The organism is Gordonia sp. VNK1 (assembly GCF_040049135.1).
Classification (GTDB): Bacteria; Actinomycetota; Actinomycetes; order Mycobacteriales; family Mycobacteriaceae; genus Gordonia; species Gordonia oleivorans.
This window is the reverse complement of record NZ_JBDZDJ010000003.1, coordinates 225611-238045: the sequence shown is the minus strand read 5'-3', so window position 1 is coordinate 238045 and position 12435 is coordinate 225611. Positions and strand designations below refer to the sequence as shown.

Here is a 12435-nt window from a genome sequence, read left to right as displayed (position 1 = left end):
AACCGGCCACCGGTTCACATATCGGAAACGTCAGAGCACCACGGCTGAAACCGAGTGCCGACAGTCTCTTTGGAGGCGCCGAGCGGTCGGCGCACTCTAGGGAGGTTTCTCACAGTGGTTTCTGCACTGCCAGAAAGCGTTTTCGGAGAGTTCGACACCGGTGATACGGCATGGGTCATCACGGCCGCCGGCCTGGTGCTGCTGATGACTCCCGGTCTTGCTTTCTTCTATGGGGGTTTGTCTCGGGGCAAATCCGTCCTGAACATGATGATGATGTCGTTCGGCGCACTCGCCACGGTCAGCGTCATCTACGTTCTGTGGGGTTTCTCGATGTCGTTCAGCGACGGCATCACCGGGGAGAGTGACATCGCAGGCATTTTCGCGAATCCGTTCGCATTGTTCGGCTCCGATCAGTTGATGAACACGATCGGGGAGGGCGACACCGAAAAGGTCGTCACCGCAGGGTTGTCCATTCCGGCGGTCGTCTTCCTCGGCTTCCAGCTCACCTTCGCCGTGATCACCGTCGCGCTGATCTCGGGCGCGGTCGCCGAGCGCGTGAAGTTCTCGACCTGGTTGGCGTTCTCGGTGCTGTGGGCCACCATCGTCTACTTCCCGCTGTCGCACATGGTGTGGGGTGGCCTGGTCGGCGGCGGCGGCATCATGGGTGGCGGCGAGGACGGCTTCGCTGCGTGGATGTTCGGTACCACCGACGGTGAGGCCAACGTCGCGCCCATCGACTTCGCCGGTGGCACCGTGGTTCACATCAACGCCGGTATGGCCGGCCTGGTGCTCGCGCTGATCGTCGGCGCCCGCGTCGGCTTCGGCAAGACCGCCTACCGTCCGCACAACATCCCGTTCGTCATGCTCGGTGCCGCTCTGCTGTGGTTCGGCTGGTTCGGCTTCAACGTCGGTTCCGAACTCGCCGCGGACCTGACCGCCGGCAAGGTGTGGCTCAACACGACCGCCGCCACCGCTGCGGCGATCATCGGCTGGCTCGCGGTGGAATTGATCCGCGACAAGCACGCCACCAGCGTCGGCGCGGCCTCGGGAATCGTTGCCGGTCTCGTCGCGATCACCCCCGCGTGTGGCAATCTCACCCCGGTCGGGTCGCTGATCCTCGGCGTGATCGCCGGTATCCTCGCGGCGCTGGCCATCGGACTGAAGAACAAGTTCGGTTACGACGACTCCCTCGATGTCGTCGGCGTTCACCTCGTCGCCGGCCTCTGGGGCACCGTCGGTATCGGATTCCTGGCGCAGGACACCGGCCTGTTCTGGGGTGGCGATTACAAGCAGCTCGTCGTGCAGGTCGTCATCGCCCTGTTCGCGCTCGCCTTCACCGGCGTTCTGACCACCATCATCGCCCTGATTCTCAAGCCGCTCGGCTGGCGTGTCGCCTCCGACGAGGAGAAGAGCGGAATCGACGAGGCAGAACACGCGGAGACAGCGTATGAGTTGGCGTGAATCCGGCACCGTTGACCACTACGCTGAATCACAGCTGAATCCTTTGGAGAGGGATAATTCATGAAGCTGATCACCGCGATCGTGAAGCCGTTCACGCTCGAAGACGTCAAAGCAGGTCTCGAGCAGGCCGGCATCCTGGGCATGACCGTCAGTGAGGTCCAGGGTTACGGACGCCAGAAGGGCCACACCGAGGTCTACCGTGGCGCCGAGTATTCCGTCGATTTCGTTCCCAAGGTGCGTGTGGAGGTCGTCGTCGACGACGCCGCCGTGGACAAGGTCGTCGACGTCATCGTCGAGGCCGCCCGCACCGGCAAGATCGGTGACGGCAAGGTATGGGTGTCGCCGGTGGAGTCGGTCGTGCGCGTCCGCACCGGTGAGCGTGGCTCCGACGCCCTATAACGAGGGTCGATGCCCTTCGTGAGCACAGGTCACGGCCCCGCATCCGACGACGAGTCGGGCGCGGGGCCGCGTCCTTCCCAGACACCGGTCGCGGCAACAGATCTCGCGGCCACCCGGCGGCAACTGACCGAGGCCACCGGACCCAACCGACTCGACGCTGCCGGACTCCGGCAGGTGCTCGTCGATCTGCACGAGTTCTGGCTGACCAGCAAGGGTGCCGAACTCGGCATCCGGCCCGGCAGCGGCTTGTCGATCGTCGCCGTCGGCGGACTCGGCCGGGGCGAACTCCTGCCGTTCTCCGACCTCGACCTCATCCTGCTCTACGAGGACCAATCACCGGAGCGGGTGTCCGAGGTCGCCGACGGACTCTGGTATCCGCTGTGGGACGCCAACATCCCACTCGATCACAGTGTCCGGACGGTTCCGCAGGCCCTGCAGGTCGCCTCCGACGACGTGACCGCGGCACTCGGCCTGCTCGAGGCCCGACACATCGCCGGCGACGAGGACCTCTCGGCGCTGCTGATCGGTGCTGTGCGCCAACAGTGGCGATCGGAGATCCGTACCCGATTCGGTGCGGTCGTCGAACACGCGCGGGATCGTTGGCGCCGCAGCGGCGACATCGCCCACCGCGCCGAACCCGATCTCAAGAACGGCCGTGGCGGCCTGCGAGACGTGCAGCTGTTGGGCGCACTGTCGATCGCCCAGCTCACCGACGGCATGGCCAACCTGCGGCCCGACTCGCCGGGCGCCGGCCCCCAGGTGGCCTATCAGCGACTCCTGGACATCCGTACCGAATTGCATCGGATCGCCGGGCGGCCCCGGGAGCAGGTCCGCGCCCAGGACGCCGACGAGATCGGCGCCGCGTTACGCATCGGCGACCGTTTCGATCTCGCGCGCGTCATCAGCGACGCCGCACGCACCATCAGCTACTCCACCGATGTGGGGCTGCGTACCGCCGGTAACGCGCTGCCCCGACGCGGCCTGGCCAAGTTGCGGCGGTCACCGATCCGCCGACCGCTCGACGAGGGGGTCGTCGAGCACAATGGCGAGATCGTGTTGGCGCGCAATGCACTTCCGAGCAAGGACCCGGGTCTGATCCTGCGGGTGGCGGCCTCGTCGGCGCGCACCGGACTGCCGATCAGCGCCTCGACACTGTCGCGGCTGGCCGACTACGCCCCCGAACTGCGCGAACCCTGGCCCGCCGAGGCCCTCAGCGACCTACTGGTCCTGCTCGGCTCGGGCCCGCACATGGTGGCGCCCATCGAGGCCCTGGATCGCACCGGACTGTGGGGGCGTCTGCTCCCCGAATGGGGTGCGGTCCGTGACCTCCCGCCGCGCGACGCCGTGCACACCTGGACGGTGGATCGCCACCTGGTGGAGACCGCGGTCAACGCGAGCCGGATGACCACACGTGTCACCCGGCCCGATCTGCTGCTGCTCGGCGCACTGGTCCACGATCTCGGCAAGGGCCGCGGCGCCGACCACAGCATCGTCGGCGCCGACCTCGCCATTCAGGTCGGCACGCGGATCGGATTGTGGCCGCAGGACGTGACGATCCTGTCGGAGATGGTGCGGTATCACCTGCTCCTGCCGACCGTCGCGACCAGGCGGGATCTCGACGACCCGGCGACCGCGCAGGAGGTGGTCGACAAGCTCGGCCGCAGCCGGGTGCTGCTCGAGTTGCTCGCCGCGCTGGCCGAGGCGGACTCGCTGGCCACCGGCCCGGGCGTGTGGGGGGACTGGAAGGCCTCCCTCATCGGTGACCTGGTGCGGCGGGCCACCCGACTGCTCGACGGCGACGAACTGCCCACGCCGGAACCGCTCACCGATGAGATGATCGCGGTCGCCGAGAGCGGCGAGTACGCCGTGAAGGTGTCACCGACCGAAGGGCCACATACCTTCTCGGTGATCATGGTGGCCCCGGACCGTCCCGGTCTGCTGTCGAAGATGGCAGGTGTGCTGGCGCTCAACGGCCTTCGGTCGCATTCGGCGACCGTGCAGGGCCACGCCGGTCGCGCGGTCAACGCGTTCGTGGTGGTGCCGGCGTTCGGTGATCCGCCCGAGGCGGGTCTGTTGCGTCAGCAGCTGATCGCGGCGGTCGAGGGCAAGATCAAGGTGCTCGACCGGCTCGACAAACGGGAGCGCGAATCGCCGACACCGACGATCGGGACCGTGGCCGGCTCGCCGGGTGCGGCCACCACCGAGACCGACGACGACATGCCGACCGTGGCCGCGGTCAACGCGGTGCCGGCCCTGTTCGCGGTGGCGCCGTCGCGGGTGCTGTGGGCCGAGGTCGGCGACGCCGGCGAGTTGCTGATGGAACTGCGCACCGACGACCGGCTGGGTCTGCTCAGCCGGGTCAGCGCCGTGATCGAGGAGTCGGGTGCCACTGTACGGTGGGCCAAGGTCGCGACGCTCGGCAACACCGTCGTCGACACCTTCTGCCTGACGCTGCCCGCCGACACCGACGAGACGCGCGCCGCGTTGGAAGAGTCGGTTCTGGCCGTGTGTCCGGTCATCCGCCCGTTCTCGGACGACGACGACGCGGGCCCGCCGACCGCGGGGTCGTCGCGATCCGGGGTTCCCATCAGCTGACCGCTCGGCCTCGCACGGGCCGCGCCCGGGCGCCGACACGGACGAGGCGACGTGGTCGAGCGGTCACCTCGAGCGCGGTCATGGAAAGATGGGGGAATGTTCGACTCCCTCTCCGATCGGTTGACCGGTGCGCTGAAGGACCTGCGTGGCAAGGGCCGCCTCTCCGACGCCGACATCGACCGCACCTGTCGTGAAATCCGGCTCGCACTGCTCGAGGCCGACGTCTCGCTGCCCGTGGTCCGTGCCTTCATCGCACGGATCAAGGAACGTGCCAAGGGCGCGGAGGTGTCCGGTGCGCTCAACCCGGCCCAGCAGGTCGTCAAGATCGTCAACGAGGAACTCGTCGCGATCCTCGGCGGCGAGACCCGGCGGGTGCAGTTCGCGAAGACCCCGCCGACCGTCATCATGCTGGCCGGTCTGCAAGGTGCCGGTAAGACGACCCTGGCCGGAAAGCTCGGTGCGTGGCTGATCAAGCAGGGGCACACCCCGTTGCTGGTGGCATGTGACCTGCAGCGCCCGGGTGCGGTGTCCCAGCTGCAGATCGTCGGCGAGCGTGCCGGCGTGCCGGTCTTCGCGCCGCATCCGGGTACCTCGATCACCGGCGAGTCGTCGCCAACCGGGGTGAACGCATTGGGTGTCACCGCCGGTGACCCGGTGTCGGTGGCCAAGGCCGGTGTGGACGAGGCGCGTGCACGCCACCACGATGTCGTCATCATCGACACCGCGGGCCGGCTCGGCATCGACACCGAACTGATGAAGCAGGCGTCCGACATCCGCGACGCCACCCAGCCCGACGAGGTGCTCTTCGTCGTCGACGCCATGATCGGTCAGGACGCGGTCTCCACGGCCGAGGCGTTCGCCGACGGTGTCGGATTCACCGGCGTGGTGCTCACCAAACTCGACGGCGACGCCCGCGGCGGTGCGGCGCTGTCGGTGCGTGAGGTGACCGGCCGACCGATCATGTTCGCCTCCTCGGGTGAGAAACTCGAGGACTTCGACGTCTTCCACCCCGACCGGATGGCCAGTCGCATCCTCGGCATGGGCGATGTGCTCTCCCTGATCGAACAGGCCGAACAGCACTGGGATGCCCAGCAGGCCGAGGAGGCCGCGGCCAAGATCACCCAGGGGGAGCTGACCCTCGAGGACTTCCTCGAGCAGATGCAGATGATCCGGAAGATGGGGCCGATCGGCAACATCCTCGGCATGCTGCCCGGCGCCAACCAGATGAAGGACGCCCTCAGCCAGGTCGACGACAAGCAACTCGACCGGGTGCAGGCGATCATCCGTGGCATGACCCCCGCCGAGCGGGAGAATCCGAAGATCATCAACGCCTCCCGCCGACTGCGCATCGCCAACGGTTCGGGTGTGACGGTCAGCGAGGTCAACCAACTCGTCGACCGGTTCTTCGAGGCCCGCAAGATGATGGCCCAGATGTCCGGCCGGATGATGGGCCCGGGCCGAAAGACCAACCGTAAGAAGGGCAAAGGCAAGAAGGGCAAGAGCCGCGGACGCGGACCGACCCCGCCGAAGGTACGCGGCGGCTTCCCGGGCATGCCCGGCGGCTTCCCGGACCTGTCCAACATGCCGGCCGGACTCGATCAACTCCCGCCGGGCCTCGAGGGCATCGACGTCTCGCAGTTCCAGCAGCCGAAGAAGAAGTGAGCCGATGACCGTCGGCGGTGGATCCGGTACCGCACCCGCACAGCACTACCGGGGTCGGGATCCGCTGACCGACGAGCCACTCGAATTCTGGGTGGTCGACGGCACGATCACCTCTGAGCCGGTGGCCGCGGCCGACACCGTCGTCGCCGACGGCTGGATCGTGCCGGGACTCGTCGACGCGCACAACCATGTCGGGATCGCACCCGGACTCGGTGTGACCATCGAGCAGGCCCGCGACTTCGCCCGTCAGGACGCCCTCGCCGGCACCCTGCTGATCCGCGAGGTCGGATCCCCGCTGGACACCCACCCACTCGACGACGATCCGGCGGGGCCGCGATTCATCCGTTCCGGCAAGCACATCGCCCGGCCGAAGCGGTATCTGCGTGACTACGGTGTCGATCTCGACGATCCGGACGAACTGGCCGACGAGGTGGCGCGGCAGGCGAAGGCCGGCGACGGATGGGTGAAGATCGTCGGGGACTGGATCGACCGGGAGGTCGGGGATCTCGCGCCCCTGTGGACCCGGCGCCAGCTCGACGCGGCGGTGACCGCGGCGCACGACAACGGTGCCCGCATCACCGCGCATGTCTTCGGCACCGACGCGCTCGGCGACCTCATCGACGCCGGCGTCGACTGCATCGAGCACGGTACCGGCCTGACCTCCGAGCACATCGATGCACTCGTCGAGCGCTCGATCGCCTTGGTGCCCACACTGATCCAGGTCGACAACTTCCTCCAGATCGCCTCCGGCGCCGACCGGTTCCCGACCTATGCGGCGACGATGCGCAAGCTGTACGCGCACGCCGAGGACACCTTCGCCGCGGCACGCGAAGCCGGAGTGACGATCTTCGCGGGCACCGACGCGGGTGGATTCGTCGAACACGGACGCATCGTCGACGAGGTCGAACGGCTCGCCGGCGTCGGTCTCGGCGCCCGGGGAGCTCTCGCCGCCGCCACCACCGAACCGCGGCGCTGGCTCGGTGCCGGAATTCTCGACGACGGTGACCGCGCCGACTTCCTGGTGTTTCGGGAGAACCCGGTGGAGAACCTGAACATCCTGCGTCATCCGGCGGCCATCGTCTGCGCGGGCACGCACCTCTGATCACGCCGCCGCGATCGCGACAGCATGCTGGTCGCCGAGCGGGAGGTCGTCGAGTGAGGGGTCGGGTTATTCCGCGCTATACACCTCACGGGCCGATTTTGTGAGCCAAATCACCCATTGACCGTTGGTCGATATCCTTACTGTTCGGTAGGGTCACAGTCACATCGCGAGGTTGACCACTTCGTGATCAGTTCACAAGTCTTCTCGTCGCCCGTACCGCGGTGCGATCGGCGGGATGTTCACCGGGGTGAGGTGCGGGCATGTGGGTGTCCTTCGCGGGGTGGACAGCCACATGCCCGATCCCGTTTCCGGGTTCGGATCACCCGTCAGAGCAGTCGCAGGATGCCGATCGCGATCAACAGTGCCGAGACCAGGTAGGCGGCACCGCGGGCGACGAGTGTGTGGTGTCGCCGAGCAGTGACGAACAGCCGTCCGGCCCACGATCGCGGCCGGACCCGGACCAGTCCGAGCGCCATCGCGGCCAGCACCGGGATGCTGAGGGCGACCGTCGCGTAGGCCAGCAGCGCGGTGTAGCGCTCGCCGGTCGGTAGACCGCTCGACGACAGCACCGCGAGCCCGGCGTAGAACGGCACCGAGGTGGCCGACTGCACCACGCCGAGACCCACACCGGCCAGCACGGTCAACGGCGACGCCGTACGCACCGGCGTGAGGATGCGGTCGACGATCGGGGGTGGCCCGTCGTCGCCCTGGCGCAGCGTCCACAACGCGGTGACGACACCGGTGAGGATCAACAGCGCGCCGAATGCCGGAGAGTCGACGACCCGCTCGACGATGGTGCCCAACCCGTCGAAGGCGAGCAGGACGATCAGGGCCAGGCCGATGACGCCCAGCCAGTTGCCGATGAGCAGCAGAATGGTGATGGAGCGATACCGGCCGCGTGCGGTCATCATCGCGAGCGCGACCAGGACGCCGATCAACAACACGTTGACCGCATCGACGAGGGCGTAGGCCAGGGCGTTGAGCATGGGGTGCGGTGCTCTCCTCGCTGACTGTGTCGACTGCTGGTGTGGGAAGGGTTGCGGCCCGACGTCAGGTCGCCGAGTACCGCCCGCTGGTCACCCCCGACCGCCCGGACGAGCGTACCGGGTCGATCGCAGGGGGCCGATGCGCGCTGGTCGATCGGCCGCGATTTGGGCCGGTGGGCGCGTCTCTGGCAGAATCGAACGCTGGTTCGTCGGACACGGTCACGTACCGGCCGACGGTCACACCCGATCGCAAAACCGGGCCCCGCATTCCGGCGGGGTCGCTGAATTGCGCAGTGGCCAACGAAAGAAGAAGAACATGGCTGTCAAGATCAAGCTCACGCGGCTCGGCAAGATCCGCAACCCGCAGTACCGCATCATCGTCGCCGATTCCCGCACCCGCCGCAACGGCCGGGTGATCGAGACCATCGGCAAGTACCACCCCAAGGAAGAGCCGAGCCTCATCGAGGTCGACTCCGAGCGCGCACAGTACTGGCTCGGCGTGGGCGCCCAGCCGACCGAGCCCGTCGCCGCGATCCTCAAGGTCACCGGCGACTGGCAGAAGTTCAAGGGCCTGCCCGGCGCCGAGGGAACCCTGAAGACCGCCGCCGAGAAGCCCTCCAAGCTGGACCTGTTCAACGCGGCCCTGGCCGCCGCCGACAGCGAGCCGGTCGCCGAGGCCACCACCCCGAAGAAGAAGGCCGCCAAGAAGGACGAGGCCCCGGCCGCATCCGCCGACGAGGCCGTCACCGATGAGGCGGCCGCCGAGGGCGACAAGGCCCAGGCGTGAGCGCTGTCGTCGCCGACGCCGTCGAGCATCTCGTTCGCGGGATCGTCTCCAACCCCGATGACGTGCGCGTCGAACTGATCACCGGCCGTCGTGGTCGCCTCGTCGAGGTGCACGTGAATCCGGAGGATCTCGGCAAGGTGATCGGTCGCAACGGCCGCACCGCCACCGCACTGCGCACCCTCGTGAGCGGTATCGGTGGCCGCGGCATGCGTGTCGACATCGTCGACACCGACCGCTGAGCGTCACATCAATGGAGCTCGTGGTGGGCCGTGTGGTCAAGTCGCACGGCATTCGCGGCGAGGTCGTCGTCGACGTCCGTACCGACGAACCGGAGCAACGGTTCGCGACGGGTGCGACTCTGGTCGGTCGCCTGCCACGAGGTGGGGGCGAACGCGATTTCACGGTGACAGCCGCCCGGGAACATTCCGGGCGGCTGTTGCTGTCGCTGGCCGAGGTCGGCACGCGGGCCGACGCCGACGACCTGCGGGGGACGTTGTTCCTCATTGACAGTTCGCAGGTCGATTCCGGTGACGATCCCGACGCCTTCTACGACCACGAACTCGAGGGTCTGCCGGTGACGACCGTCGCGGGAGTGGCGGTCGGTGTGCTGTCGTCGGTGCTGCATCTGCCCGCCAACGACGTGCTGGCGGTGCGTGCCCCGGACGGTCGGGAGATCCTCATCCCGTTCGTACGGGAGATCGTCCCGGTGGTCGGGCGCGACGGTATCGTCGTCGACCCGCCGATCGGTCTGCTCGACGACGCGGACGCGGACGCGGGCACTCCCGACGGCGCATCGTGACCGATCCCCGCATGCGTGTCGACGTCGTCACCATCTTTCCCGAGTACCTCGAGCCGGTGCGAGTGGCCTTGCTGGGCAAGGCAATCGACCGTGGCGTCATCGAGGTCGGGATACACGACCTGCGGTCCTGGACCCACGACGTGCACCGCAGCGTCGACGATTCCCCGTACGGCGGCGGTCCGGGCATGGTGATGAAACCCGATGTCTGGGGTCCCGCGCTGGACGAGGTGTGCCCGGACGAGGCGTTGCTGATCGTCCCCACACCGGCGGGGGTGCCCTTCACCCAGGCCACGGCCGTCCGCTGGAGTACGGAACTACAACTCGTGTTCGCATGCGGCCGATACGAGGGCATCGACCAGCGGGTCTTCGACGACGCCGCACGCCGGGTGCGCGTCGAGGAGGTCTCGCTCGGTGATTTCGTCCTCATCGGGGGTGAGGTGGCGGCGATCGCGATGATCGAGGCCACCGTGCGGTTGATCCCCGGGGTCCTCGGCAATCCTCGTTCCCACCAAGAGGATTCGTTCTCCGACGGACTCCTGGAGGGGCCGAGCTATACCCGCCCGGAGACGTGGCGGGGGCTGCCCGTGCCGCCGGTGTTGCTCTCCGGCGATCACGCCAAGGTCGCGCGGTTCCGCCACGAACAGTCGTTGCAGCGCACGCGCGAGCGTCGCCCCGACCTCCTCGCCGAACCCGGCGCCGACAACTGACGGCGACGAACGACCCGTCCCCGCGCTGACGGGTTCGCCACTGTGGACGCATTCGCGGTGGGAGCACTCTGTTCGGGCTACGCTCGGTCGATCCGCGTCCGACGACCTCACACGCGGGTACTGACGACCTCACACGCGGGTACCAGGGGGAAACGACGGTGGATGAACGGTCCGATGCACACGACACGCGTGATCCGGGTCGGCCGGGTGACTCCCACTGGTCGGCGATGCTCGAAAAACTGGACCGGCAGCGCACCGACCTCGCCCGCGCCGCCGAACAACTCGCGACGCTGACCGCCCGCGCGGTCAGCACGGACCGGCTGATCGAGGTCACCGTCGACGCGCGCGGCCTGCTCGTCGACCTGCAGATCGAACCGGCGGCCCTGCGCCGACACCGCGCGCCCGTGTTGGCCGAGCTCATCACGGACCTGGTCGCCGCGGCCGACCAGCAGCTGCGTCACCAGCGTGAACACCTCCTGGCGGCGGTGGCCGAAACGGCCCCCGGATACGCCGATGTGTCCGGCGGGAACCGCACATGAGCCGGTCCGAGGGCGTCGCGGTCGACCCGGAGGCGGGCCACACGCTCGTCGGCGAGGTGACCGAACTCGCCGACGAGGTCACCGCCATCGGGGCGGACCTCGGTCGCATCATCGACGAACTCACCGAAGCGCTCGGACACGACGTCGGCGCGACCGCGTTCGCCGCCGCCTTCGTCCCCGGTGTCACCGCGCTGCACGATGCCCTCGGCCGGATCGCCGACGCCCTGACCACCCAGGCCGCACAGATCGCTCACGGCGTGCTCGGCGTCGAGGCCGCCGAGGACACCGCCGCCCATGGCGTGCGACGAAGCGTGGACCGGACCGCATGAGTGGGCCGGACGACCTGCGGCGCATCGCCGAGGAACTCGCACCCGATCGGTGGCCGGACACCGACGTCATCGCCATCGGTGAGCTCGCGCAGCGACTCGCCGGGCTCGCCGCGCGACTACGGGCGGTCGCGAACACCGTCGAGACCGTCCACCACGTCCACCGGATCGGTGCGGGCGCCTTCGACCAGGCGACCATCGACACCGCCGCCCGGCTCGCCGACGACGCGACCGGGACCGCCGGCGGGCTCGCCGTCTCGGCGACGACCCTGGCGGCCTTCGCCGACCTCACCACCAGGACGCGGCAGAAGATGGCGGTCGTGGCGACGATCGCCGATCGTGATCGGCTGCTCGGGATGATCGGCTCCGCGGTCGGCGACGACACGCCGGCTGTCCGGGCGGCCAGTGCCGGACGCGCGGCGATGACCGCTGCCGGCGACGACTACGCCGACGAGGCCGCGGCACACGGAACCGCGGCCACCACCACCGCGACCACCGACGATCCGCAACATCCCGCCGCCGCGACGAGCGGGATGATGCCGATGGGTGGGCTCGGGACCATGGGCGTGGGTGCGGTGGGCGTGGGTGCGGTGGGCGCCGCGGCTGCTGCCGGGAGAAACCGGCGGGAGCCGGGAACCGACGACGACGAACCGCCCGAACTCACCCGCGCTGAGCACGAGGACCTCGTGCGCTACGCCCGGACTCTGGCCGCCGACCTCGACGGTCGGGCCGGGGGCTGGGTTCAGGTGGCCGTCGGCATCGGGCACGATCGGGCCCAGGGACGCGCGACGGTCGTCGGGACCAGCGATCCGGTGCCCTATCTGCGCGTCGGGATGCGGGTCCGCACCACCGACGAGGTGGCCGGTGACGGGCGGGCACCGGAGATCGCGGTGGTCGACCATCTCCGCGCCCGCGGATACGAGCCGATCGCGGTGGCCTCACCGTCGACGCCGTCGGCGGCGGCGCGGGCCGTCCTGGCGACGGCCGGGGTGACCTCGATCATCATCGACCCTACCCGGACGTGACGACGTCACCGCTGGTGAGGTCGCGATTTCGTCGGACGCGGGTCGGT

At 68.7% G+C, this 12435-nt stretch carries 13 protein-coding genes; 12 read left to right on the top strand and 1 reads right to left on the bottom strand.

What is annotated here, in order from left to right; all coding sequences use genetic code 11:
• The first annotated feature begins 114 nt into the window (after nucleotides 1–114).
• The 5 genes from ABLE94_RS04995 (at nucleotide 115) to ABLE94_RS04975 (ending at nucleotide 7219) form a co-directional block, all read left to right on the top strand.
• Complete coding sequence (locus tag ABLE94_RS04995; RefSeq protein WP_348803390.1) at nucleotides 115–1461, top strand: ammonium transporter; 1347 nt, start codon at nucleotides 115–117, stop codon at nucleotides 1459–1461.
• A gap of 60 nt (nucleotides 1462–1521) precedes the next feature.
• Complete coding sequence (locus ABLE94_RS04990) at nucleotides 1522–1860, top strand: P-II family nitrogen regulator (protein ID WP_348803391.1); 339 nt, start codon at nucleotides 1522–1524, stop codon at nucleotides 1858–1860.
• Between the two features lie 9 nt (nucleotides 1861–1869).
• A complete protein-coding gene (locus ABLE94_RS04985) occupies nucleotides 1870–4455 on the top strand; it encodes a [protein-PII] uridylyltransferase (RefSeq protein WP_348808173.1) in 2586 nt (861 codons plus the stop codon).
• Between the two features lie 96 nt (nucleotides 4456–4551).
• Entirely contained in the window at nucleotides 4552–6117 is a 1566-nt protein-coding gene (gene ffh / locus ABLE94_RS04980) for a signal recognition particle protein (RefSeq protein WP_348803394.1), read from the top strand.
• Nucleotides 6118–6121: 4 nt separating this feature from the next.
• Nucleotides 6122–7219 (top strand): amidohydrolase family protein, encoded by a 1098-nt coding sequence (locus tag ABLE94_RS04975; RefSeq protein ID WP_348808172.1) that lies wholly within the window; start codon nucleotides 6122–6124, stop codon nucleotides 7217–7219.
• A gap of 326 nt (nucleotides 7220–7545) precedes the next feature.
• Here the strand turns inward: ABLE94_RS04975 and ABLE94_RS04970 are convergent, their stop codons facing one another.
• Nucleotides 7546–8205, bottom strand: coding sequence for a GAP family protein (locus tag ABLE94_RS04970; protein ID WP_348803396.1), 660 nt, complete (start codon nucleotides 8203–8205; stop codon nucleotides 7546–7548).
• A 316-nt stretch (nucleotides 8206–8521) separates the two neighbouring features.
• Here ABLE94_RS04970 and rpsP point away from each other — a divergent pair, with 316 nt between their 5' ends.
• The 7 genes from rpsP to ABLE94_RS04935 all read left to right on the top strand — a co-directional run bounded on the left by rpsP (nucleotide 8522) and on the right by ABLE94_RS04935 (nucleotide 12388).
• Nucleotides 8522–8992: a 30S ribosomal protein S16 gene (gene rpsP, locus ABLE94_RS04965; protein ID WP_348803397.1), complete on the top strand. Its 471-nt coding sequence runs from the start codon at nucleotides 8522–8524 to the stop codon at nucleotides 8990–8992.
• A complete protein-coding gene (locus tag ABLE94_RS04960) occupies nucleotides 8989–9231 on the top strand; it encodes an RNA-binding protein (RefSeq protein ID WP_348803399.1) in 243 nt (80 codons plus the stop codon). The genes rpsP and ABLE94_RS04960 overlap by 4 nt, the downstream gene beginning before the upstream one ends.
• Nucleotides 9232–9242: 11 nt before the next feature.
• Nucleotides 9243–9791: a ribosome maturation factor RimM gene (gene rimM, locus ABLE94_RS04955; protein ID WP_348803400.1), complete on the top strand. Its 549-nt coding sequence runs from the start codon at nucleotides 9243–9245 to the stop codon at nucleotides 9789–9791.
• 11 nt (nucleotides 9792–9802) lie between these two features.
• A complete protein-coding gene (gene trmD / locus ABLE94_RS04950; protein WP_348808269.1) occupies nucleotides 9803–10498 on the top strand; it encodes a tRNA (guanosine(37)-N1)-methyltransferase TrmD in 696 nt (231 codons plus the stop codon).
• A gap of 227 nt (nucleotides 10499–10725) precedes the next feature.
• Nucleotides 10726–11037: a YbaB/EbfC family nucleoid-associated protein gene (locus tag ABLE94_RS04945; RefSeq protein WP_348808171.1), complete on the top strand. Its 312-nt coding sequence runs from the start codon at nucleotides 10726–10728 to the stop codon at nucleotides 11035–11037.
• The gene (locus tag ABLE94_RS04940; protein ID WP_348808170.1) at nucleotides 11034–11366 is read left to right on the top strand and encodes a hypothetical protein; all 333 of its coding nucleotides are present in this window, start codon (nucleotides 11034–11036) and stop codon (nucleotides 11364–11366) included. Before ABLE94_RS04945 ends, ABLE94_RS04940 begins: the two co-directional genes overlap by 4 nt.
• The gene (locus ABLE94_RS04935; protein ID WP_348803403.1) at nucleotides 11363–12388 is read left to right on the top strand and encodes a hypothetical protein; all 1026 of its coding nucleotides are present in this window, start codon (nucleotides 11363–11365) and stop codon (nucleotides 12386–12388) included. The genes ABLE94_RS04940 and ABLE94_RS04935 overlap by 4 nt, the downstream gene beginning before the upstream one ends.
• Nucleotides 12389–12435: the final 47 nt, after the last annotated feature.

Excerpts from the sequence above, each read along its gene's own strand:
- ABLE94_RS04990 (WP_348803391.1), top strand. The coding sequence starts at position 1,522 with ATGAAGCTGATCACCGCGATCGTGAAGCCGTTCACGCTCGAAGACGTC.
- ABLE94_RS04985 (WP_348808173.1), top strand. The coding sequence starts at position 1,870 with ATGCCCTTCGTGAGCACAGGTCACGGCCCCGCATCCGACGACGAGTCG.
- ffh (WP_348803394.1), top strand. The coding sequence starts at position 4,552 with ATGTTCGACTCCCTCTCCGATCGGTTGACCGGTGCGCTGAAGGACCTG.
- ABLE94_RS04975 (WP_348808172.1), top strand. The coding sequence starts at position 6,122 with ATGACCGTCGGCGGTGGATCCGGTACCGCACCCGCACAGCACTACCGG.
- ABLE94_RS04970 (WP_348803396.1), bottom strand. The coding sequence starts at position 8,205 with ATGCTCAACGCCCTGGCCTACGCCCTCGTCGATGCGGTCAACGTGTTG.
- rpsP (WP_348803397.1), top strand. The coding sequence starts at position 8,522 with ATGGCTGTCAAGATCAAGCTCACGCGGCTCGGCAAGATCCGCAACCCG.
- rimM (WP_348803400.1), top strand. The coding sequence starts at position 9,243 with ATGGAGCTCGTGGTGGGCCGTGTGGTCAAGTCGCACGGCATTCGCGGC.
- trmD (WP_348808269.1), top strand. The coding sequence starts at position 9,803 with ATGCGTGTCGACGTCGTCACCATCTTTCCCGAGTACCTCGAGCCGGTG.
- ABLE94_RS04945 (WP_348808171.1), top strand. The coding sequence starts at position 10,726 with ATGCTCGAAAAACTGGACCGGCAGCGCACCGACCTCGCCCGCGCCGCC.
- ABLE94_RS04940 (WP_348808170.1), top strand. The coding sequence starts at position 11,034 with ATGAGCCGGTCCGAGGGCGTCGCGGTCGACCCGGAGGCGGGCCACACG.
- ABLE94_RS04935 (WP_348803403.1), top strand. The coding sequence starts at position 11,363 with ATGAGTGGGCCGGACGACCTGCGGCGCATCGCCGAGGAACTCGCACCC.